Annotated in this window: 28 protein-coding genes and 1 pseudogene; all 29 read right to left on the bottom strand. The window is 64.7% G+C overall.

Annotated features, from left to right (window positions below; all coding sequences use genetic code 11):
• Window positions 1–69: 69 nt before the first annotated feature.
• The 29 genes and pseudogenes from ACWPN8_RS04810 to rpoC all read right to left on the bottom strand — a co-directional run bounded on the left by ACWPN8_RS04810 (window position 70) and on the right by rpoC (window position 21,933).
• Window positions 70–717, bottom strand: coding sequence for an adenylate kinase (locus ACWPN8_RS04810; RefSeq protein WP_098740483.1), 648 nt, complete (start codon window positions 715–717; stop codon window positions 70–72).
• Window positions 717–2,057: a preprotein translocase subunit SecY gene (gene secY / locus ACWPN8_RS04805; protein ID WP_098740484.1), complete on the bottom strand. Its 1,341-nt coding sequence runs from the start codon at window positions 2,055–2,057 to the stop codon at window positions 717–719. Before secY ends, ACWPN8_RS04810 begins: the two co-directional genes overlap by 1 nt.
• Before the next feature lie 123 nt (window positions 2,058–2,180).
• A complete protein-coding gene (gene rplO / locus ACWPN8_RS04800) occupies window positions 2,181–2,666 on the bottom strand; it encodes a 50S ribosomal protein L15 (RefSeq protein WP_434617528.1) in 486 nt (161 codons plus the stop codon).
• Window positions 2,667–2,670: 4 nt separating this feature from the next.
• Window positions 2,671–2,862, bottom strand: a complete 192-nt coding sequence (gene rpmD / locus ACWPN8_RS04795; protein WP_042694084.1) for a 50S ribosomal protein L30 — start codon at window positions 2,860–2,862, stop codon at window positions 2,671–2,673.
• Window positions 2,863–2,864: 2 nt separating this feature from the next.
• A complete protein-coding gene (rpsE, locus tag ACWPN8_RS04790; RefSeq protein WP_014246902.1) occupies window positions 2,865–3,434 on the bottom strand; it encodes a 30S ribosomal protein S5 in 570 nt (189 codons plus the stop codon).
• Window positions 3,435–3,446: 12 nt separating this feature from the next.
• Window positions 3,447–3,809 carry a 50S ribosomal protein L18 gene (rplR, locus tag ACWPN8_RS04785; RefSeq protein WP_098740487.1) on the bottom strand — a complete coding sequence of 121 codons (363 nt, stop codon included), beginning with the start codon at window positions 3,807–3,809 and terminating at the stop codon, window positions 3,447–3,449.
• Between the two features lie 5 nt (window positions 3,810–3,814).
• Window positions 3,815–4,348: a 50S ribosomal protein L6 gene (gene rplF / locus ACWPN8_RS04780; protein WP_063633869.1), complete on the bottom strand. Its 534-nt coding sequence runs from the start codon at window positions 4,346–4,348 to the stop codon at window positions 3,815–3,817.
• A 13-nt stretch (window positions 4,349–4,361) separates the two neighbouring features.
• Complete coding sequence (gene rpsH, locus ACWPN8_RS04775) at window positions 4,362–4,760, bottom strand: 30S ribosomal protein S8 (RefSeq protein WP_085088120.1); 399 nt, start codon at window positions 4,758–4,760, stop codon at window positions 4,362–4,364.
• A gap of 13 nt (window positions 4,761–4,773) precedes the next feature.
• Window positions 4,774–5,079 carry a 30S ribosomal protein S14 gene (gene rpsN, locus ACWPN8_RS04770; protein ID WP_098740488.1) on the bottom strand — a complete coding sequence of 102 codons (306 nt, stop codon included), beginning with the start codon at window positions 5,077–5,079 and terminating at the stop codon, window positions 4,774–4,776.
• 15 nt (window positions 5,080–5,094) lie between these two features.
• Window positions 5,095–5,637, bottom strand: coding sequence for a 50S ribosomal protein L5 (gene rplE / locus ACWPN8_RS04765; RefSeq protein WP_012973217.1), 543 nt, complete (start codon window positions 5,635–5,637; stop codon window positions 5,095–5,097).
• A gap of 10 nt (window positions 5,638–5,647) precedes the next feature.
• Window positions 5,648–5,965 carry a 50S ribosomal protein L24 gene (rplX, locus tag ACWPN8_RS04760; RefSeq protein WP_014246896.1) on the bottom strand — a complete coding sequence of 106 codons (318 nt, stop codon included), beginning with the start codon at window positions 5,963–5,965 and terminating at the stop codon, window positions 5,648–5,650.
• Complete coding sequence (gene rplN / locus ACWPN8_RS04755) at window positions 5,965–6,333, bottom strand: 50S ribosomal protein L14 (RefSeq protein ID WP_012973215.1); 369 nt, start codon at window positions 6,331–6,333, stop codon at window positions 5,965–5,967. Before rplN ends, rplX begins: the two co-directional genes overlap by 1 nt.
• Window positions 6,334–6,352: 19 nt before the next feature.
• Window positions 6,353–6,607, bottom strand: coding sequence for a 30S ribosomal protein S17 (rpsQ, locus tag ACWPN8_RS04750; protein ID WP_042694099.1), 255 nt, complete (start codon window positions 6,605–6,607; stop codon window positions 6,353–6,355).
• A gap of 12 nt (window positions 6,608–6,619) precedes the next feature.
• Entirely contained in the window at window positions 6,620–6,826 is a 207-nt protein-coding gene (gene rpmC / locus ACWPN8_RS04745) for a 50S ribosomal protein L29 (protein ID WP_042694100.1), read from the bottom strand.
• Window positions 6,823–7,254, bottom strand: coding sequence for a 50S ribosomal protein L16 (rplP, locus tag ACWPN8_RS04740; RefSeq protein WP_014246894.1), 432 nt, complete (start codon window positions 7,252–7,254; stop codon window positions 6,823–6,825). The genes rpmC and rplP overlap by 4 nt, the downstream gene beginning before the upstream one ends.
• A 12-nt stretch (window positions 7,255–7,266) precedes the next feature.
• Window positions 7,267–8,016 carry a 30S ribosomal protein S3 gene (rpsC, locus tag ACWPN8_RS04735; protein ID WP_012973211.1) on the bottom strand — a complete coding sequence of 250 codons (750 nt, stop codon included), beginning with the start codon at window positions 8,014–8,016 and terminating at the stop codon, window positions 7,267–7,269.
• Window positions 8,016–8,411 (bottom strand): 50S ribosomal protein L22, encoded by a 396-nt coding sequence (rplV, locus tag ACWPN8_RS04730; RefSeq protein ID WP_012973210.1) that lies wholly within the window; start codon window positions 8,409–8,411, stop codon window positions 8,016–8,018. Before rplV ends, rpsC begins: the two co-directional genes overlap by 1 nt.
• 3 nt (window positions 8,412–8,414) lie before the next feature.
• Complete coding sequence (gene rpsS, locus ACWPN8_RS04725; protein WP_012973209.1) at window positions 8,415–8,693, bottom strand: 30S ribosomal protein S19; 279 nt, start codon at window positions 8,691–8,693, stop codon at window positions 8,415–8,417.
• 12 nt (window positions 8,694–8,705) lie between these two features.
• Window positions 8,706–9,533 (bottom strand): 50S ribosomal protein L2, encoded by an 828-nt coding sequence (gene rplB / locus ACWPN8_RS04720; protein WP_098740492.1) that lies wholly within the window; start codon window positions 9,531–9,533, stop codon window positions 8,706–8,708.
• Window positions 9,534–9,549: 16 nt separating this feature from the next.
• A complete protein-coding gene (locus ACWPN8_RS04715; RefSeq protein ID WP_109452170.1) occupies window positions 9,550–9,867 on the bottom strand; it encodes a 50S ribosomal protein L23 in 318 nt (105 codons plus the stop codon).
• Entirely contained in the window at window positions 9,864–10,484 is a 621-nt protein-coding gene (rplD, locus tag ACWPN8_RS04710) for a 50S ribosomal protein L4 (RefSeq protein WP_109051340.1), read from the bottom strand. Before rplD ends, ACWPN8_RS04715 begins: the two co-directional genes overlap by 4 nt.
• A gap of 5 nt (window positions 10,485–10,489) precedes the next feature.
• Window positions 10,490–11,200: a 50S ribosomal protein L3 gene (gene rplC, locus ACWPN8_RS04705; protein ID WP_109452172.1), complete on the bottom strand. Its 711-nt coding sequence runs from the start codon at window positions 11,198–11,200 to the stop codon at window positions 10,490–10,492.
• 61 nt (window positions 11,201–11,261) lie between these two features.
• Window positions 11,262–11,570: a 30S ribosomal protein S10 gene (gene rpsJ / locus ACWPN8_RS04700; RefSeq protein WP_012973204.1), complete on the bottom strand. Its 309-nt coding sequence runs from the start codon at window positions 11,568–11,570 to the stop codon at window positions 11,262–11,264.
• Between the two features lie 540 nt (window positions 11,571–12,110).
• Entirely contained in the window at window positions 12,111–13,301 is a 1,191-nt protein-coding gene (tuf, locus tag ACWPN8_RS04695; RefSeq protein ID WP_492240046.1) for an elongation factor Tu, read from the bottom strand.
• A gap of 38 nt (window positions 13,302–13,339) precedes the next feature.
• The gene (gene fusA, locus ACWPN8_RS04690) at window positions 13,340–15,412 is read right to left on the bottom strand and encodes an elongation factor G (RefSeq protein WP_492240044.1); all 2,073 of its coding nucleotides are present in this window, start codon (window positions 15,410–15,412) and stop codon (window positions 13,340–13,342) included.
• Window positions 15,413–15,439: 27 nt separating this feature from the next.
• Window positions 15,440–15,910, bottom strand: a complete 471-nt coding sequence (gene rpsG, locus ACWPN8_RS04685; RefSeq protein WP_098740496.1) for a 30S ribosomal protein S7 — start codon at window positions 15,908–15,910, stop codon at window positions 15,440–15,442.
• Between the two features lie 12 nt (window positions 15,911–15,922).
• On the bottom strand, window positions 15,923–16,294 hold the full coding sequence (gene rpsL, locus ACWPN8_RS04680; protein ID WP_012973201.1) for a 30S ribosomal protein S12: 372 nt from the start codon (window positions 16,292–16,294) through the stop codon (window positions 15,923–15,925).
• A gap of 276 nt (window positions 16,295–16,570) precedes the next feature.
• Window positions 16,571–17,638 (bottom strand): alpha/beta hydrolase family protein, encoded by a 1,068-nt coding sequence (locus tag ACWPN8_RS04675; protein WP_492240043.1) that lies wholly within the window; start codon window positions 17,636–17,638, stop codon window positions 16,571–16,573.
• A gap of 121 nt (window positions 17,639–17,759) precedes the next feature.
• Window positions 17,760–21,933 (bottom strand): annotated as a pseudogene (gene rpoC / locus ACWPN8_RS04670) (DNA-directed RNA polymerase subunit beta').
• Between the last annotated feature and the right edge of the window lie 98 nt (window positions 21,934–22,031).

Genomic DNA, 22,031 nt, shown 5'->3' with positions numbered 1-22,031 from the left:
CGGCAAAAAGAAAGGCCGCAGCCTCCGGACGGAGACTGCGGCCTTTTTCTATCCGACCGACGGCGATCCTCAGCTGGCGAGGATCGTCCCGATCTGCTTGGTAACCTCATCGATGTCGGCCATGCCGTCCACCACCTTCAGCACGCCGCGGCCCTGGTAATAGGGCAGGATCGGCGCGGTCTGCTGGTGATACTGGCCCAGGCGGGTGGTCACCGTCTCCGCATTGTCGTCGGCGCGCCGCTTGAATTCGGTGCTGCCGCAGACATCGCAGACGCCCTCGACCTTCGGCTTCTCGAAGCTGTCGTGATAGCCCTTGCCGCACTTGGCGCAGGTATAACGGCCGGTGATGCGGTCAACCAGCACGTCGTCGACCACCCGCATCTCGATCACGTGATCGAGCTTCAGGCCCTTCTCATCCAGCATCCGATCCAGCGCCTCGGCCTGAGCGACCGTGCGCGGGAACCCGTCGAGGATGAAGCCGTTCTTCACGTCAGGCTTCGAAATGCGTTCGGCGATCATGCTGACCATCAGCTCGTCCGGCATCAGCTTGCCGGCGGCCATGATCTCCTTCGCCTGCTGCCCGAGCGGCCCGCCTTCCGCCACCATGGCGCGGAGCATGTCGCCGGTCGACAACTGCACCAGACCACGAGTGTCTTCCAGACGGCGCGCCTGGGTCCCCTTCCCGGCGCCCGGCGGACCGAGCAGTATGAGGTTCATTACTTTCTCCCCCGAAGCTTCGATTTCTTGATCAATCCCTCATACTGGTGGGCCAGCAGGTGGGAATGAATCTGCGCAACCGTGTCCATCGTGACGGTGACCACGATCAGCAGGCTGGTGCCGCCAAAATAAAACGGAACCGAGTGCTGGGATATCAGGATTTCGGGGAGGAGACAAACCGCCACAAGGTAGGCGGAGCCGATGACCGTCAGCCGCGTCAGCACGTAGTCGATGTGGTCGGCGGTGTTCTTGCCCGGACGGATGCCGGGGATGAAGCCGCCGTACTTGCGCAGGTTGTCGGCCGTCTCCGTCGGGTTGAAGACGATGGCGGTGTAGAAGAAGCAGAAGAACACAATCAGCGAGGCGTACAGCAGCATATAGAGTGGCGTGCCGTGCGCGACATAGCGCGACACCGCCTGCAGCCACTCCGGCCCTTCGCCGCCGGCGAAGCCGACCGCGGTCAGCGGCAGCAGCAGCAGCGACGAGGCGAAGATCGGCGGAATCACGCCGGCCGTGTTCATCTTCAGCGGCAGGTGCGACGCTTCGCCGCCGAACACCCGGTTGCCGACCTGACGCTTCGGGTACTGCACCAGCAGGCGGCGCTGGGCGCGTTCCATGAAGACGATGAAGAACACCACACCGACCGCCATCACCAGCATCAGGATGATGAAGACGGTGGACAGCGCGCCCTGGCGGCCGAGTTCCAGCGTGTTGACCAGCGCACGCGGCAGTTCCGCGACGATGCCGGCGAAGATGATCAGCGAGGTGCCGTTGCCGATGCCCCGCGCGGTGATCTGTTCGCCCAGCCACATCAGGAACATGGTGCCGCCGACCAGCGTGATGACCGTGGCGATGCGGAAGAACAGGCCAGGGTCGATGACCGCAGCACCCGTGGAGCCGCGCATCGACTCAAGCCCGACCGCGAGGCCGTAGGCCTGGACGGTGGCGAGAACGACGGTGCCGAACCGGGTGTATTGGTTCAGCTTCTTGCGCCCGGCCTCGCCTTCCTTCTTCATGGCCTCCATCTGCGGCGACACGGCGGTCAGCAACTGCACGATGATGGACGCCGAGATGTACGGCATGATGTTGAGCGCGAAGATGGTCATGCGGTGGAGCGCACCGCCGGCCAGCATGTCGAACATCCCGAGGATGCCGCTGCCCTGCTGCTTGAAAACGTCCTGCAGGATGTGCGGATCGATGCCCGGAATCGGGATGTAGGTGCCCAGCCGATAGACGATCAGGGCCGCCAAGGTGAACCAAATCCGCTTTTTCAGCTCGGTCGCCTTGGAGAAAGCCCCGAAATTGATGTTGGCGGCAAGCTGCTCGGCCGCTGATGCCATGGTCCAATCCCTGTCCCGTAAGCGCGAACGGGGCGGCACTGCATGACGCAGGCCGCCCCTCGCGACTTCGCTTTTTGTAGTGCCCCGAAAGCCCGCGCGCAAGCACGGGCTTGTCGCGGAACTTTACTCGGCGGCTTCGGCGGCGGGAGCGGTCAGCGTGACGCTGCCACCCGCCTTCTCGACGGCTTCGATCGCCGACTTGGACGCGCCGGCGACCGTGAAGGAAACCTTCGTGGTCAGCTCGCCCTTGCCCAGCAGACGGACACCGTCCTTCTTCACCTTGCCGGTGACGCCGGCGGCGTTGAGCGCCGCGGCATCGATGGTCTCGGCGGCGTTCAGCTTGCCCAGGTCGATGGCCTTCTGGACCATGCCCAGGTTAACCACCGAGTATTCCTTGGCGAAGATGTTCCGGAAACCGCGCTTCGGCAGGCGGCGGTGCAGAGGCATCTGCCCGCCTTCGAAGCCGTTGATCGCCACACCGGTGCGCGAGGTCTGACCCTTCACGCCGCGGCCAGCGGTCTTGCCCTTGCCCGAACCGATACCGCGACCGACGCGCATGCGCGCCTTGCGGGCACCGGCGTTGTCACGCAGGTCATTAAGCTTGGTCATGATCTCAGCCCTCGTTCTCGACGCGGACCAGGTGCGCGACCTTGGCGATCATGCCCCGCACGGCCGGAGTGTCCTCCAGCTCGCGGGTCCGGTGCAGCTTGTTGAGACCCAGACCGACCAGCGTTTCGCGCTGGTCGTGCTTGCGGCCGATCGGGCTGCCGATCTGGGTCACGACGACGGTCTTCTTCTCGCTCATGATCAGGCCTCCTGACCGGCGCCGGCCTCGCGACGACCGAGGATGTCGCTCACGCGACGACCACGGCGCGCCGCGACGGACCGCGGGCTGGTGACCTGGGTCAGGGCGTCGAAGGTCGCCTTGATCATGTTGTGCGGGTTCGACGTGCCGATCGACTTGGTCACGACGTCAGCGACGCCAAGAGCCTCGAAGATCGCGCGCATCGGACCACCGGCGATGATGCCGGTACCGGCCGGAGCCGCCCGCAGCACGACCTTGCCGGCACCGAAGTGGCCGTTGGTGTCATGATGCAGCGTACGGCCTTCGCGCAGCGGGACGCGGATCATGCCGCGCTTGGCCTGGTCGGTCGCCTTGCGAATGGCTTCCGGGACCTCGCGGGCCTTGCCCGAGCCGACGCCGACACGACCCTTGCCGTCGCCAACGACGACCAGAGCGGCGAAGCCGAAGCGACGACCACCCTTGACCACCTTGGCAACGCGGTTGATGCCGACGAGCTTTTCGATCAGCTCGCTTTCTTCCCGCTCGCGCGGCTGCCGGTCGCGGTTGTCCCGCTCCCCACGTTCACGTGCCATATCCGGGCCTCCTTAGAACGACAGCCCGCCCTCACGGGCGGCGTCGGCCAGGGCCTTGACCCGGCCATGGTAAATGTAACCACCGCGGTCGAACACGACCTCGGTAATCCCAGCGGCCTTGGCGCGCTCGGCAATCAGCTCGCCGATGCGCTTGGCAGCATCGACGTTGCCGCCGTGCTTGAGCTGCTCGCGCAGCTCCTTCTCGAGCGACGAGGCAGACGCGAGCGTCTGGCCGTTCACGTCGTCGATGATCTGGGCGTAGATGTGCAGATTGGACCGGAAGACCGAGAGGCGAACGCGCCCGCCGGCCTTCTTGGCAATCTGCGCGCGCACGCGCTGCTTGCGGCGCTCGTGGAGTTGCTTTGGCTTCAGCATGGCGGTTACTTCTTCTTACCTTCCTTGCGCAGGACGGTTTCGGTCTCGTACTTGATGCCCTTGCCCTTGTAGGGCTCCGGCTTCTTCCAACCGCGGATCTCGGCGGCGACCTGGCCGACCTTGTGCTTGTCGTAGCCGCTGACCGAGATGGCCGTCGGCTTGTCGCACTTGATCGTGATGCCTTCCGGGATCGGGTACTTCACGTCGTGCGAGAAGCCGAGCTGGAGAACCAGCTCCTTGCCCTGCACGGCCGCGCGGTAACCGACGCCGTTGATTTCCAGGTTGATCGTGTAGCCCTGGCTGACACCGGTGACCATGTTGTTGATCAGGGTGCGCGAGGTCGCCCACATGACGCGGGCGCGCTTGCTGTCGTTTGCCGGCTTCACCACCACCTTGCCGTCTTCCAGCGAGGCGGTGATGTCGTCGATCAGGGTCAGGCTGAGTTGCCCCAGCTTGCCCTTGGCCGTCACCTGCTGACCGTCGACCTTTACGTCGACGCCAGCCGGGACCGGCACGGGATGCTTGCCAATGCGCGACATCTGCCAATCCCCCTTAGAACACGCGGCAGAGGACTTCACCGCCAACGTTGGCGGAGCGGGCCTCATTGTCCGACATCACGCCGCGCGGGGTCGACAGGATCGACAGACCGAGCCCGTTGTAGACACGGGGCAGGTCGGCGATCTTCGAGTAGACGCGGCGGCCGGGCTTCGACACACGGGCGATCTGCTTAATGACAGGCTCGCCTTCGTGGTACTTCAGCTCGATCTTCAGGTTCTTGACGCCCGGACGCAGTTCTTCCTCGGACCAGCCGCGGATGAAGCCTTCACGCTTCAGAACTTCCAGGACGTTGACGCGCAGCTTAGACGCCGGGGAAACCACAACGGACATGCGGGCGTGCTGACCGTTGCGGATGCGGGTCAGCATATCGCCGAGCGGATCGCTCAAAGACATTCTCGGACCCTCCTTACCAGCTCGACTTCGTCATGCCCGGAATCTGGCCGGTCGAGGCCAGTTCGCGGAGCGTGACGCGGGACAGCTTGAACTTGCGATAGAACGCGCGCGGACGCCCGGTCATTTCGCAGCGGTTCCGGATGCGCACCTTCGAGGAGTTGCGCGGCAGTTCGGCCAGCTTGAGGCGGGCAGCGAATTGCTCTTCCGGCGGGAGGGCCTTGTCGTTCGCGATTGCCTTCAGGCGCGCACGCTTGTTCGCGTACTGCTTGGCCAGCTTGGCGCGACGCTTGTTCTTTTCGATGGCACTGGTCTTAGCCATGGTCGTGCTCCAGCCTCAGCTCACGAACGGCATGTCGAAGCCCTTCAGGAGAGCCTTGGCTTCCTGATCGGTCTTCGCCGAAGTGACGATGATGATGTCCATGCCGCGGATCTGATCGATCTTGTCGTAATCGATCTCCGGGAAAATGATCTGCTCCTTGACACCCATGGCATAGTTGCCACGGCCGTCAAAGCTGTCACCCGGGATACCGCGGAAGTCACGGACGCGCGGCAACGCAATCGTCACCAGGCGATCCAGGAACTCGTACATGCGGTCGCGGCGGAGCGTGACCTTGCAGCCGATCGCCATGCCTTCGCGCAGCTTGAACTGGGCGATCGACTTGCGCGACTTGGTCACCACCGGCTTCTGACCGGTGATGGCGGCCATCTCGGCCACGGCGAGCTGGATCTTCTTGGAGTCGGCGACAGCCTCGCCGACACCCATGTTGACCACGATCTTCTCGATCCGCGGAACTTCCAGGTCGTTCTTGTAGCCGAATTCCGACTTCAGAGCGGCGCGGATCTTGGAATCGTAAACTTCTTTCAAACGTGCGGTCATGCCCGGGTCCTCACAGGTCAATGACTTCGCCGGACCGCTTGGCGACACGCACCTTGCGGCCATCCTCAAGGATCTTGAAACCGACGCGGGTCGGCTTGCCATCCTTGGGATCGACGTGAGCGAGATTGGAGACGTTGATCGGCGCCTCCATCTCGATGATGCCACCCTGCGAGCGGGCGCTGGCACGTTGGTGCTTCTTCACCACGTTCACGCCCTGCACAACGGCACGGTTCTCCTTGGGGAAAACCTTCAACACCTCGCCGGTCTTGCCTTTGTCGCGGCCGGTCAGGACAACGACCTTGTCCTTGGTCTTGATCTTGGCGGCCATTACAGCACCTCCGGCGCCAGCGAGATGATCTTCATGAACTTCTTGCCGCGCAGCTCGCGAGTGACCGGCCCGAAAATACGGGTGCCGATCGGCTCGCCCTGCTTGTTGATCAGCACGGCGGCATTCCGGTCGAAACGGATCGCCGACCCGTCCTCCCGACGCAGTTCCTTCGCGGTGCGGACGATGACGGCGCGATGCACGTCACCCTTCTTGACGCGGCCCTTCGGAATGGCCTCCTTGACCGAGACGACGATGACGTCGCCCACGGTCGCGACCTTCCGCTTGGACCCGCCAAGCACCTTGATGCACTGCACCCGGCGCGCCCCGCTGTTATCGGCGACTTCCAGGTTGGTTTGCATCTGGATCATTGTTTACGACCTTTCGTTATCACGCGGCGCCGCTGTCGGCGGCGGACTCCGTCACGACCGTCCAACGCTTGGACTTCGAGATCGGGCGGCATTCGATGATCGAAACGGTATCGCCGACCTTGAACTGGTTACCCTCGTCGTGGGCGGCGTACTTCTTCGACTGACGAATGAACTTCTTGTACACGGGGTGCATGACGCGGCGCTCGACAAGAACCGTAACGGTCTTGTCGCACTTGTCGCTGACCACCGTGCCCTGCAGAACGCGGCGAGGCATGGATGATCCCCCTTACTTGCCGGCGTCGGCGGAGCGGGCGCGCTCGCCGAGGATGGTCTTGATGCGGGCGATGTCGCGGCGCACCGTGTTCACCCGCGCGGTGTTCTCCAGCTGGCCGGAGGCCTTCTGGAAGCGCAGGTTGAACTGCTCCTTCTTGAGCTGGATGAGCTGATCGTTCAGCTCATCCGCGCTCTTCGTACGAATGTCTACGGCCTTCATGCCGCGGTCTCCTCGACACCGCCCAGGCGGGTCACCAGCTTCACCTTGATCGGCAGCTTCGCGGCCGCCAGAGCGAAGGCGGTTTTTGCCACATCTGCCGGCACGCCGTCCAGTTCAAACAGGATGCGACCCGGCTTCACGCGAGCCGCCCAGTACTCCGGCGAGCCCTTACCGGAACCCATGCGGACTTCGGCGGGCTTGGTGGAGACGGGGAGGTCCGGGAAAATGCGGATCCAGACGCGGCCCTGACGCTTCATCGCACGGGTGATCGCGCGGCGGGCCGCTTCGATCTGACGGGCGGTGATGCGCTCCGGCTCCAGGGCCTTGAGGCCGAAGGAGCCGAAATTCAGGGCGGTACCGCCCTTGGCGTTGCCGTGGATGCGGCCCTTGTGGGCCTTACGGAATTTCGTGCGCTTGGGAGAAAGCATCGCTCGGCCCCTTTACTCGCGTTCGGAGCGCTCGGAGCGCTCGCGACGGTCGCGGCGATCGTGCCGCTCGCGGCGCGGCTCGCCATCGGTCGACACCGGCTCGGAACCCATGCGCTTGTCCTGCGCCATCGGGTCGTGAGCCATCACCTCGCCCTTGAACACCCACACCTTGACACCGCAGGTGCCGTAGGTGGTCTTGGCGGTGCCCACACCGTAGTCGATGTCGGCGCGCAGGGTGTGCAGCGGAACGCGGCCTTCGCGGTACCACTCCATGCGGGCGATTTCCGCACCGCCGAGACGGCCCGAGCAGTTGATCCGGATGCCCTGGGCGCCCAGACGCATGGCGGACTGCACGGCGCGCTTCATGGCGCGACGAAATGCCACACGGCGCTCAAGCTGGCTGGCGATGTTCTCGGCGATGAGGCGAGCGTCGATTTCCGGCTTGCGGATCTCGACGATGTTCAGGCTCACCTCGCTGCCGGTCATCTTGGACAGCTCAAGACGCAGCTTCTCGATGTCCGCGCCCTTCTTGCCGATCACCACGCCCGGACGAGCCGAGTGAATGGTGATGCGGGCCTTCTTGGCCGGACGTTCGATGACGACGCGCGAGCAACCGGCCTGCTGCAGGCGACCCTGCAGATAGCCACGCAGCTTCAGGTCCTGGTGCAGCAGATTGGCGTAGTCGCGCTTGGCGAACCAACGGCTGTCCCAGGTCCGGTTGATGCCGAGGCGCAGCCCGATCGGATTGATTTTCTGACCCATTACTCGGCCCCCTCGGCAACGGCGGCGTCACGCTCGCGGACGATGATCGTCAGGTTGCTGAACAGCTTCTCGACCCGGGCGCCACGACCGCGGGCACGGGCGTGGAAGCGCTTCATCACCAGAGCGCGACCGACCGTCGCCGACGACACGTACAGACGGTCGACGTCGAGCTGGTGGTTGTTCTCGGCGTTCGCGATCGCGGCCTGCAGGACCTTCTTCACTTCGCCGGCGATGCGGCGCTTGGAGAAGGTCAGCTCGGCCACGGCGCGGCTGGCATCCATGTTCCGGATGAGCTGGGCGACGAGGTTGAGCTTCCGCGGGCTGGTGCGGATCATCGGATTGCGGGCCAGAGCCTCGTTCTCCGCGACCCGGCTGGGGTTGGCAGACTTGCCCATGGCTTACTTCCTCTTCGCCTTCTTGTCCGCCGCGTGGCCATAGAAGGTCCGCGTCGGAGCGAACTCGCCGAACTTGTGACCGATCATGTGCTCGGTAACCAGAACCGGCAGGAACTTGTGGCCGTTGTAGACGCCGAACGTCAGACCGACGAACTGCGGCAGGATGGTCGAACGACGCGACCAGATCTTGATGATCTCGTTGCGGCCCGAAGCCCGGCTCTTGTCCGCCTTCTTCAGCAGATAGCCGTCGACGAACGGGCCCTTCCAAACGGAGCGTGCCATCGTTCGACCTCCTTACTTCGAATGACGGCGGCGCAGGATCAGGCCATCCGTCTTCTTGTTGTGACGAGTCTTCTTGCCCTTGGTCGGCTTGCCCCATGGCGTGACCGGATGACGGCCGCCCGAGGTGCGACCCTCACCACCACCGTGCGGGTGGTCGATCGGGTTCATGGCGACGCCACGGACCGACGGACGCTTGCCCAGCCAGCGGTTGCGACCGGCCTTGCCAAGGTTGGTGTTCATCTGGTCCGGGTTGGACACGGCACCCAGGGTGGCCATGCACTCGCCACGAACCATGCGCAGCTCGCCGGACGGCAGCTTCAACTGGGCGTAGCCGCCGTCGCGGCCGACCAGCTGCAGGTAGGTGCCGGCGGAACGAGCCACCTGACCACCCTTGCCGGCCTTCAGCTCGACGTTGTGCACGATCGAACCGACCGGGATGTTCTTCAGCGGCATCGCGTTGCCGGGCTTCACGTCGGTGCGCTCGCCGGAGATCACGGTGTCGCCGACCTTCAGGCGCTGCGGCGCCAGGATGTAGGACAGGGTCCCATCCTGGTACTTGATCAGCGCGATGAAGGCCGTGCGGTTCGGATCGTATTCCAGCCGCTCGACGGTGGCCGGAACGTCGAACTTGCGACGCTTGAAGTCCACCAGACGGTAGGTACGCTTATGACCGCCACCCATGCGGCGCGCAGTGATGCGGCCGGTGTTGTTGCGGCCACCAGACTTGGTCAGGCCCTCGGTGAGGGTCTTGACCGGCTTGCCCTTCCACAGCTCCGAGCGGTCAACGATGACCAGCTGGCGGAGCGACGGCGTAATCGGGCGGTATTGCTTCAGAGCCATCGGATCACACTCCCGCTCAGATGCCCGTGGTCACGTCGATCTTGTTACCCTCGGCGAGGGTGACGACGGCCTTCTTGAAGTCCGAGCGACGGCCGATGGTGCCGCGGAACCGCTTGGTCTTGCCCTTGGAAACGAGGGTGTTGACCCCGGTCACCTTGACGTTGAAGAGACCTTCAACGGCGGCCTTGATCTCCGGCTTGGAGGCCGTGAGCGGCACGCGGAACGTGACCTGGTTATGCTCCGACACCAACGTCGACTTCTCGGTGATGACGGGAGCGAGGATCAGGTCGTACATCCGCTCCTGGCTCACCGCAGGTTTCGACTGCTTGCTCATTTCAGGCGAGCCTCCAGTTGCTCGACCGCGTTGCGGGTCAGGACCAGCGTGTCGCGGCGGAGAATGTCGTAGACGTTCGCACCCTGCTCCGGCAGCACGTCGATCAGCGGGATGTTGCGCGAAGCCTTGGCGAAGTTATCGTCCAGGTTCGAGCCATCGATGATCAGCGCCGAAGTCAGGCCGAGGGTGGCAAGACGGGCCGCCAGTTCCTTGGTCTTGTGCGTCTCGGCGGCCGCGGCCTCGAGGACGATCAGCTTGCCCTCGGCGGCCTTGGCCGACAGGGCGGTCTTGAGCGCCAGCTTGCGGACCTTCTTGGTCAGGTCGTGGGCATGCGAACGCACCACCGGCCCGAAGATGGTCGCACCGCCGCGGAACTGCGGCGAACGGATGGAGCCCTGACGAGCGCGGCCGGTGCCCTTCTGCCCATAGGGCTTCTTGGTCGTGCCGCTGATCTCGCTGATGCCCTTGGTCTTGTGGTTGCCGGAGCGGCGCTTGGCCAGCTGCCAGTTAACCATGCGGGCCAGCAGGTCGGTGCGGGCCGGCAGACCGAACACGGCGTCCGACAGCTCGATCTCGCCGACGGCTTCGTTGTTCAAATTCTTGATCGTGGCCTTCATGGCGCTCACTCCTGCGTCTCGGCCGGGGCTTCCGCCGCCGGAGCAGACTTGATGCCGGCCGGGAAGGGCAGGCCTTCCGGAGCCTTCTTCTTGACGGCGTCACGGATGCGCAGCCAACCGCCCTCGGCGCCGGGGACGGCACCCTTGAGCAGGATCAGACCACGGGCTTCGTCGACGGACACGACCTGAAGGTTCAGGACCGTGACCCGCTCGTCGCCGAGATGACCGGCCATCTTCTTGTTCTTGAAGACCTTGCCGGGATCCTGACGGTTACCCGTCGAACCGTGCGAGCGGTGCGACACCGACACGCCGTGCGTGGCGCGCAGACCACCGAAGTTCCAGCGCTTCATCGCACCGGCAAAGCCCTTGCCGATGGAGGTGCCGGTGACGTCGACGAACTGGCCGGCGACGAAGTGCGACACCGACAGCTCGGCACCGACCTCGATCAGGGCATCGGCATCGACGCGGAACTCGACAAGCTTGCGCTTGGGCTCCACACGCGCCTTGGCGAAATGCCCGCGCTCAGGCTTGTTGACGTTCTTGACCTTGATGGCGCCCGCGCCGAGCTGGACGGCGGTGTAGCCATCCTTTTCCTCGGTGCGAACGGCGACGACCTGGCAGCTGTCGACTTTCAGCACAGTGACCGGAACATGCTGGCCGTCGTCCGTGAAGACGCGGGTCATGCCGACCTTCTGCGCGATCAAACCGGATCGCATTGTTCTTTATCTCCTGACCAGGGACATCCGATTACCGGAGAGGTCCCTTACCAAACCAAAATCAGAGCTTGATCTCGACGTCGACGCCGGCGGCGAGGTCGAGCTTCATGAGCGCATCCACGGTCTGCGGCGTCGGATCGACGATGTCGAGCAGGCGCTTGTGGGTGCGGATCTCGAACTGCTCGCGCGACTTCTTGTCGATGTGCGGCGAACGGTTCACGGTGAACTTTTCGATGTGCGTCGGCAGGGGGATCGGGCCCCGCACGCGCGCGCCGGTCCGCTTGGCGGTGTTGACGATCTCGCTGGTCGACTGGTCGAGCACGCGATGATCGAACGCCTTCAGACGGATGCGGATGTTCTGGCTGTCCATGTCCAAACGTCCCTTGCACCTTCTAGCGATGACGCGGACGCGTCACCGGAACTCCACGAGCTGCTTCGGGGCTTCGCCGACAGCGCAAGGCCGCGCGCCGAACCACCGAAACGGGGCCGACGGGCGACACTGTGACCGATGCGACGGGCCGACACGAAAAAGAACATCCCCTGCGCGGGAGGCGCGGAGGGGATGTTCCGATCAGCAGACGGCGCGCCTCCCGTGGAGGCGCGCCGTGCCGTTCGTCTCGGGCTGCGTCTAGGCCGAAGCTGCCTACCACCAACCCAAAATCCAGAGGGCGTAATCTCTAGGCGTTCAGCGCCCGCGTGTCAATCCTGAATCTCCCCCCGGATCGGAGGAAGCTGGGTTGACAGGCGGACGGCTCCGAACACCGACGCCCGATGGCTAGAACCGGGCGGGCCAACCTTCCTGCTCGCGCAGGAACGACGGCCCGTCTCTTACATCCGGCGGCCGGATCGCTCCGACCGCCCTACCCGTCCCTCTCCGGCGACCGCCTTGCGGCGGCTGCCGGATGGGTCATCACTCGACGATCTTGGCAACGACGCCGGCACCGACGGTGCGGCCACCCTCACGGATGGCGAAGCGCAGGCCTTCGTCCATGGCGATCGGGGCGATCAGCGTCACTTCCATGGCGACGTTGTCGCCCGGCATCACCATCTCGACGCCTTCCGGCAGCGCAACCATGCCCGTCACGTCCGTCGTACGGAAGTAGAACTGCGGACGGTAGTTGGTGAAGAACGGCGTGTGACGGCCACCCTCTTCCTTCGTCAGGATGTAGGCTTCGGCCTTGAACTTGGTGTGCGGGGTGATCGAACCCGGCTTGGCCAGAACCTGGCCGCGCTCGACGTCCTCACGCTTCGTGCCGCGCAGCAGAGCGCCGATGTTGTCGCCGGCTTGCCCGGAGTCGAGCAGCTTGCGGAACATCTCGACGCCCGTCACCGTCGTCTTCACCGTCGCCTTCAGACCGACGATCTCGACTTCCTCGCCGACCTTCACGATGCCGCGCTCAACACGGCCGGTCACCACGGTGCCGCGGCCCGAGATCGAGAACACGTCTTCGATCGGCATCAGGAACGGACGGTCGACCGGACGCTCCGGCTGCGGGATGTACTCGTCAACCGTCTTCATCAGCGCCAGGACGGCGTCACGGCCGATCTCCGGCTGACGGTCTTCCAGGGCGCACAGAGCCGAACCCTTGGTGATCGGAATGTCGTCGCCCGGGAACTGGTAGGACGACAGAAGCTCGCGCACTTCCAGCTCGACCAGCTCCAGCAGCTCCGGATCGTCGACCATGTCGACCTTGTTCATGAACACCACCAGCGCCGGAACGCCAACCTGGCGCGCCAGCAGGATGTGCTCGCGGGTCTGCGGCATCGGGCCGTCGGCGGCCGACACGACCAGGATCGCGCCGTCCATCTGGGCGGCGCCCGTGATCATGTTCTTCACGTAGTCGGCGTGGCCCGGGCAGTCGACGTGCGCGTAGTGGCGGTTGTTCGTCTCGTACTCGACGTGGGCCGTCGAGATCGTGATGCCGCGCGCCTTCTCTTCCGGCGCCTTGTCGATCTGGTCGTAAGCGGTGAAGGTGGCGCCGCCGGACTCCGCCAGCACCTTCGTGATCGCCGCCGTCAGCGACGTCTTGCCGTGGTCGACGTGGCCGATCGTGCCAACGTTGCAGTGCGGCTTGTTCCGCTCGAACTTTGCCTTCGCCATGGGGTGGTCTCTCCGTTTCTCAATCGTTCCAGCGGTCTTCAGGCCACCTTGGCGCGGACGCCGTCCGCGATGGCCTGTGGCACCGGCTCATAATGGTCGAACTGCATGCTGTACTGCGCGCGGCCCTGACTCATGGAGCGCAGGGAGTTCACATAGCCGAACATGGCCGCCAAGGGAACCAGTCCCGTGACGATTCGCGCGTTGCCGCGCTGGTCCATGCCGGTGATCTGTCCCCGGCGACCGTTCAGGTCGCCGATGACGTCGCCCATATAGTCGTCCGGCGTGATGATTTCGACCCGCATCAGCGGTTCCAACAGCGCCGGAGCGGCTTTTGTCATAGCCTCGCGGAAGGCGGTCCTCGCCGCGAGTTCAAAGGCGAGCGGCGAGGAATCGACGTCGTGCGCCTCGCCGCCTGTCAGCGTCGCCTTGACGTCCACCACCGGATAGCCGGCGACGACGCCGCTGTCCTTCGCGGCCTCCAGGCCCTTCTGCACACCGGCGACGAAGTCGCGCGGCAGGCCCGCCGCCCGGTTCTCGAACACGAAGCCGGCGCCGCGATCCAGCGCCTCCAGCTTCAGCATCACGCGTGCGAACTGGGCGCGGTCGCCGGTCTGTCGGGCGTGGACATGGTCGATTTCGGCCGAGCGCAGCACGGTCTCCCGATAGGCGACCTTGGGCGCACCGACAGCCGCATCGACGCGGAACTCGCGCCTCATGCGGTCGACGATAATGTCGAGATGCAGCTCGCCCATGCCGCGGATCACGGTCTGGCCGCTTTCGCGGTCGACCGTAACCTGCAACGAGGGATCCTCATGGCCGAGACGGTTCAATGCCGCCGCCATCTTGTCGTGGTCGGCGTCGGTGCGCGGCTCGACGACGATCTCGATCACCGGTTCCGGAACGTCGAGACGCTCCAGCACGATCGGCTTGGCGGCGTCGCACAGCGTGTCGCCGGTTGCCGTGTGCTCCAGACCGGCGAAGGCCACGATGTCGCCGGTGTGGGCGCGCTCGATCTCTTCACGGCTGTTGGCGTGCATCAGCAGCATCCGACCGATCTTCTCGCGCTCACCCTTGATGGGGTTCAGCAGCGAATCGCCGACGCTGACGGTGCCTGAATAGATGCGGCAGAAGGTGAGCGTCCCGACATAGGGGTCGTTCATCACCTTGAAGGCAAGGCCGGAGAAGGGCGCACTGTCGTTGGCGGCGCGCTCCTCGGCCCGGTCGCCACCCACCGCATGGCCCGTCACCGCACCGATGTCGTTCGGCGCCGGCAGGTAATCGACCACGGCGTCCAGCATCGGCTGGATGCCCTTGTTGCGGAAGGCGGACCCGCAGAGCACGGGAACCATGGCGCCGGCAATCGTCCCCTTGCGGATCAAAGCGCGCAGCGCGTCGGGCGTCGGCTCCTCGCCGCGCTCGAGATAGGCGGCCATTGCCGCCTCATCGAGGTCCAGCACAGCGTCCAGCAGCGCCTGACGGGCGCTTGCAGCCGGACCGGCCAACTCCTCGGGAATTTCGGTGTGCTGGAATTCGGCGCCGAGCGTTTCGGCTTTCCAGATCGTGGCGCGCATCGAAACCAGATCGACGACACCGGCGAAGCCGGCCTCGCTGCCGATGGGACGCTGAACCACCAGCGGCTTGATGCCAAGGCGCTCGGCCATCATGGCGACACAACCGTCGAAGTCCGCGCCGACGCGGTCCATTTTGTTGACGAAGGCCATGCGCGGCACGCCGTACTTGTCGGCCTGCCGCCACACGGTCTCGGTCTGGGGCTCGACCCCCGCAACCGCGTCGAAGATGGCAACGGCGCCATCCAGAACACGCAGCGACCGCTCGACTTCGATGGTGAAATCCACGTGGCCGGGCGTATCGATGATGTTGATGCGGTGGTCGCGCCAGAAACAGGTCGTGGCCGCCGACGTGATGGTGATGCCCCGCTCCTGCTCCTGCTCCATCCAGTCCATGACGGCGGTGCCGTCATTGACCTCGCCCATGCGATAGGACTTGCCGGTATAGAACAGGATGCGCTCGGTCGTCGTCGTCTTTCCGGCATCGATGTGAGCCATGATGCCGATGTTGCGGTAACGGTCGAGGGCGTGCGAGCGGGGCATGCAAAATCACCAGGACAGGCGTTAACCTTACCAGCGGTAGTGCGAGAACGCCTTGTTGGCTTCCGCCATGCGGTGCGTATCTTCGCGCTTCTTCACGGCAGTGCCGCGCTGGCTGGCGGCGTCGAGCAGCTCACCCGACAGACGCTCGGTCATGGTGTTTTCCGAGCGGGCACGGGCGGCGCTGATCAGCCAACGGATTGCCAGGGCCTGGGCGCGATCCGAACGGACCTCGACCGGAACCTGATAGGTCGCACCACCGACGCGACGCGACCGCACTTCGAGGTGCGGCTTCACGTTGGCGAGGGCGTCGTGGAAGACCTGAACGGGGTCGTTCTTGGTCTTGACCTCGATGCGGCCCAGCGCACCATAGACGATGCTTTCAGCCGACGACTTCTTGCCGTCAAACATCAGGCAGTTCATGAACTTCGTCAGGACGCGGTCGCCATACTTGGCGTCCGGCAGGACTTCACGCTTCTCGGCGCGATGACGACGGGACATCGTGAATTCTCCTTACTTCGGACGCTTCGCGCCGTACTTCGAACGACGCTGCTTACGATCCTTGACGCCCTGGGTATCCAGCGTGCCGCGAATGATGTGATAGCGAACGCCGGGAAGATCCTTCACACGACCGCCGCGGATCATGACCACCGAGTGTTCCTGGAGGTTGTGGCCCTCACCAGGGATGTAGCTCGTCACCTCGAAACCGTTCGTCAGACGAACGCGGGCGACCTTACGGAGCGCCGAGTTCGGCTTCTTCGGGGTGGTGGTGTAAACGCGAGTGCAGACGCCACGCTTCTGCGGGCAGGCCTCCATCGCGGGAACCTTGTTGCGCGCGGCCAACGGCTCGCGCGGCTTACGGATCAACTGGTTGATCGTCGGCATATCTGCCCTTCATCCCTTCAAGATCACTCGGCCGGACGAGCCGGACGAAGCAAAAGCCCGCCTGCGAAACGTTGCCGTTCCGAGCGGGCTGAATGAGCGAAAGCCGACCGGAGGACTCCGATCGGCGGGATCGGTGGATTCAAGCGGACGCACGGAGAGCCCCGGCGGCCTTTGAAGTTCGCGGACTTTAAGGAAAGGGGTGAATGGAGTCAAGCGGGCTTTGCGCCGCGTTTGGACCCGGCCGGGCGGAGCGCTCCGGAGCGCCTGTCGGACCCGTCACCGGAGATCAGTCGGCATCGGGGGCAGCCCCAACTCCGACAGCGCGCGGATGATCAGATCGCGCAATTCCCGGTGAATGGCGATGCGGCGTGGGCCGGCATCCTCACGACAGAGCGAATCGTCCTCCCCGTTCTCCTGCAAAAGAGCCGCAGCTTGGGCGGCGCAAACCGGGAAGAGGTCGAAGGGGGTCGTCCCCGCCACGGAGCGAAAACGGTCGGTCGGCAGGAAGCCGGCGAGATCGTCCACCTTCGCCCCTGAGATCACCGCCTCGCCGAGCAGCAGGACCGACATCGAGCGGCTGGCCGCCATCAGCCCCTCCGACGTCATGACACTGGTCAATTCCGGGGCTACGGCCACACCGGCAAGCACTCGAGCGTCACGGTGGTTGGCCCCCACCGGACCGAGATCCAGACCGGAGAAGGAAATACCGGCGTTGGCGAACCAACGGCAATCACGATCCCCCGGCGATCCCTCGCACAGGGTCGCGTAGCGTTCGCCGCTGATCCGTGCTCCGAGCAACGCCATGGCCGAGGTTCCGCCACGCAACAGCCCGACCGCGCCGATCCGTCCGGGCTCGATCGCCGACGACAATTCGGCGTTTCCAAGCAGCGCGGAAATCGCCGCGCTCATGTCCGCGGGCCTGGCGGCCAGCTCCTTGAGCACACCGGCGCCATCCGGTTGGAACCCGACGGGTTCGATGAGCGCCACGACATAGCCGGCCCGCGCCAGCCCGGCCGCAAGCCAGTCTCCGATATGACCGCCTGCGCGCAACCCACCATGCGCCATCACCAGCAGGGGATGGCGCCCTTGGGGAAGCGAGCCGGTCCGGGCCAGCGTCGGCCTGAAAACCCGACTGCCCCCGACAAGCGTGCCGGCACCACCATCGCCATCGCCTGCAACGGGATACCAGATGCCGACCGTGACCTCGCCGCCACGCACCGGCGAGGCGATGGTCATTGACCGGTATCCCACCGCAACCGTCGCTTCCGGCGGGTCGACAAGGGCCGATCCGGTGGCCGCCGGCAGGAGCAGCGTGACAAAGACCACCGTCAGAAGCGCGATCAACCTCCGCCGCATCATATCATCCTCCGATCCGGCCAAAGGAAAAGCCGGACAAAGAAAAAGTCCGGGGCTTCCTTTCGGAGGCGCCCGGACTTTTTCTAACACCCAACCAATCAGCGCCGCATCAGGCCGCGCTGCTTTCCTCACCCGGGGTCGGCAGGGCCGGAGTTTCCTCCGGAGCGCCGGCCTCGAGGGCCGCCTCGCGGTCACGCTCGGCGGCGATCAGCTTCAGGCGGTTCACCACGGAGCCCGTGCCGGCCGGAATCAGACGGCCGACAATGACGTTCTCCTTCAGGCCTTCCAGATTGTCGACCTTGCCGCCGACGGCCGCTTCCGTGAGGACGCGGGTGGTTTCCTGGAACGACGCGGCCGAGATGAACGAGCGCGTCTGCAGGCTGGCTTTGGTGATGCCCTGGAGAACCGGGTGGCCGTGCGCCGGCTGCAGGCCTTCCGCGACGGTCTTTTCGTTCTCCTCGTCGAACTCCTGACGGTCGACCTGCTCGCCCACCAGGAAGGTGGTCTCGCCGGCGTCGGTGATCTCGACCTTTTGCAGCATCTGGCGAACGATCACCTCGATGTGCTTGTCGTTGATCTTCACGCCCTGCAGTCGATAGACGTCTTGGATTTCGTTGATCAGGTAGTCGGCCAAGGCCTCCACACCCATCACCGCCAGGATGTCGTGCGGCACCGGGTTGCCATCCATCAGCAGATCGCCGCGTTCGACATAATCACCCTCCTGCACGGAGATGTGCTTGCCCTTCGGGATCAGATACTCCTTCTCGTCACCGCTCTCGTCGTTGCGGACGACGATGCGGCGCTTGGTCTTGTAGTCCTTACCGAATTCGACGCGGCCGCTCATCTCCGAGATGATGGCGAAGTCTTTCGGACGACGCGCTTCGAACAGCTCGGCCACGCGCGGCAGACCGCCGGTGATGTCGCGAAGTCTTGGACAACTCGCGCGGGATACGCGCCAGCACGTCGCCGGCCCGGACCTCGGCACCGTTCTCCACCGACAGGATGGCGTCCACCGACATGAAATAGCGGGCTTCCAGTCCGTTCGGCAGGGTGATCAGCTCGCCCCGCTCGTCCACCAGCGCGATGCGCGGCTTCAGATCGGCACCGCGCGGCTGCTGGCGCCAGTCGACGACCACCTTGGAACTGATGCCCGTCGCCTCGTCCATCACCTCGCGCATGGAGATACCCTCCACGAGGTCGATGTAGCGGGCGGTACCGGCGCGCTCCGTGATGATCGGCAGGGTGTAGGGGTCCCACTCGGCCAGCTTGGCGCCGCGCTCGACCTTCACGCCCTCATCGGCCAGCAGCTTGGCACCATACGGCACGCGGTGACGCGCCCGCTCGCGGCCCTGCTCGTCGAGCAGGATCACTTCGGTGCTGCGGCCCATGACGACCGGGATGCCCGACGAGTTCATGACGACGTTGCGGTTGTTGATCCGCACCGTCGCGTCGAACGCCGCCTCGATCTGGCTCTGCTCGGCACCGCGCTGCGCCGCACCGCCGATGTGGAAGGTACGCATCGTCAGCTGGGTGCCCGGCTCGCCGATCGACTGCGCCGCGATGACGCCGACCGCCTCGCCAGTGTTCACCAGCGTGCCGCGGGCCAGATCACGGCCATAGCACTTGGCGCAGACGCCGTCGCGGGTCTCGCAGGTCAGGACCGAGCGGATCTTGACCGAGTCGATGCCCGACCGCTCGATGCGGTCGACCGTCGGCTCGTCGATCAGGCCACCGTCCTCGACGATCAGCTCGCCGTTCAGCGGGTCGATCACCGCCCCGACCACGGTGCGGCCGAGGATTCGATCGCCCAGCGGGCTGATGACTTCGCCGCCGTCGATCACCGCCTTGACGGTGATGCCGCGTTCGGTGCCGCAATCATGCTCGACGATGATGGCGTCCTGCGCCACGTCGACCAGACGGCGGGTGAGGTAACCGGAGTTCGCTGTCTTCAAGGCGGTGTCGGCCAGACCCTTGCGGGCGCCGTGGGTGGAGTTGAAGTACTCCAGCACGGTCAGGCCTTCCTTGAAGTTCGAGATGATCGGCGTCTCGATGATCTCGCCCGACGGCTTGGCCATCAGGCCGCGCATACCGGCCAGCTGACGGATCTGCGCGGCGGAACCACGGGCACCGGAGTGGGCCATCATGTACACCGAGTTGACCGGCTTGCCGGCTTCGGTGGTCGAGATTGCCTTCATCATCTCGGACGCGACCTTTTCGGTGCATTCCGACCAGACGTCGACGACCTTGTTGTACTTCTCGCCCTGGGTGATCAGGCCGTCGAGATACTGCTGCTCGAACTCCTTCACCCGCTCCTTCAACTCGTTGACCAGCTTCTCCTTGGCGGCCGGGATGACCATGTCGTCCTTGCCGAAGGAGATGCCGGCGCGGCAGGCGTGGCCGAAGCCGAGCTTCATCAGGCGGTCAGCGAAGATCACCGTCTCCTTCTGACCGCAATGGCGGTAGACGGCGTCGATAACGTTGCCGACGTCCTTCTTGGTCAGGACGCGGTTGATCAGCGAGAAGGGCACCTTCGGATGGCGCGGCAGCAGCTCCGACAGAAGCATGCGGCCCGGCGTCGTCTCGACGATGCTGATCAGCTCCTCGCCCTCGTCGTCCACGCCGACGTAGCGCGCCTTGATCTTGGCATGGATCGACAGGACCTTGGCGTTCAGCGCCTGCTCGATTTCCGAGACATTGGCGAACACCATGCCCTCGCCCTTCTCGCTCGGGCGGTCCATCGAGATGTAGTAGATGCCGAGCACGATGTCCTGCGACGGCACGATGATCGGCTTGCCGTTGGCGGGCGACAGGATGTTGTTGGTCGACATCATCAGGACGCGCGCTTCCAACTGCGCTTCAAGCGACAGCGGAACGTGCACGGCCATCTGGTCGCCGTCGAAGTCGGCGTTGAAGGCGGTGCAGACCAGCGGGTGCAGCTGGATCGCCTTGCCTTCGATCAGCGTCGGCTCGAAGGCCTGGATACCGAGGCGGTGCAGCGTCGGCGCCCGGTTCAGCATCACCGGATGCTCGCGGATGACCTCCTCCAGGATGTCCCAGACCTCGGGACGCTCCTTTTCCACCATCCGCTTGGCGGCCTTGATGGTGGAGGCGAGACCGTACAGCTCCAGCTTGGCGTAGATGAAGGGCTTGAACAGCTCCAGCGCCATCTTCTTCGGCAGGCCGCACTGGTGCAGCTTCAGCTCCGGACCGACGACGATGACCGAACGGCCCGAGTAATCGACGCGCTTGCCGAGCAGGTTCTGACGGAAGCGGCCCTGCTTGCCCTTCAGCATGTCCGACAGCGACTTCAACGGACGCTTGTTGGCGCCGGTGATGACGCGGCCACGGCGGCCGTTGTCGAACAGAGCGTCGACGGCCTCCTGCAGCATGCGCTTCTCGTTGCGGACGATGATGTCCGGCGCCTTCAGCTCGATCAGCCGCTTCAGACGGTTGTTGCGGTTGATGACGCGGCGGTACAGGTCGTTCAGGTCGGACGTGGCGAAACGGCCGCCATCGAGCGGCACCAGCGGACGCAGCTCGGGCGGGATTACCGGAATCACTTCCAGAATCATCCACTCAGGCCGCGACTGCGAGGCCAGGAAGGCGTCGATCAGCTTCAGGCGCTTGACCAGCTTCTTGCGCTTGGCCTCGGAGTTGGTGTCGCGCAGATCCTCACGGCAGCGCTTCTTCTCCTCGTCGAGGTCGAGCGCGGACAGCATGATGCGCAGCGCTTCGGCACCGATCGACGCGGTGAAGGCGTCCTCGCCGTACTCGTCCTGGGCGTTCATGAACTCTTCCTCGCTCAGCAGCGAATGCAGCTTGAGCGGGGTGAGGCCGGGCTCGATGACGACGTAGTTTTCGAAATAAAGGATGCGCTCCAGATCCTTGAGCGTCATGTCGAGCAGCAGGCCGATGCGGCTCGGCAGCGACTTCAGGAACCAGATGTGCGCGACCGGGGACGCCAGCTCGATGTGGCCCATGCGCTCGCGCCGGACCTTCGACAGCGTGACCTCGACGCCGCACTTCTCGCAGATGATGCCGCGATACTTCATGCGCTTGTACTTGCCGCACAAGCACTCGTAGTCCTTGATCGGGCCGAAGATGCGGGCGCAGAACAGGCCGTCGCGCTCCGGCTTGAAGGTGCGGTAGTTGATGGTTTCCGGCTTCTTGATCTCGCCGTAGGACCAGGACCGGATCCGCTCGGGGCTCGCGATCTGGATGCGGATCTGATCGAAGCTCTGCGGCCCCTGGACCTGGCCGAAAATGTTCATCAACTCATTCATGACCGTCTCCCGCTGGCATCGCCGCGTTGTCGGTTAAGGGCAGTGCATGACCCCGGACCGGCGCGAATGCGCCGCTCCGGGGTTTGGTCACGTCAAAT

This window comes from Azospirillum sp. UENF 112521 (genome assembly GCF_058780665.1).
This window is presented reverse-complemented; position numbering and strand designations above follow the sequence as displayed.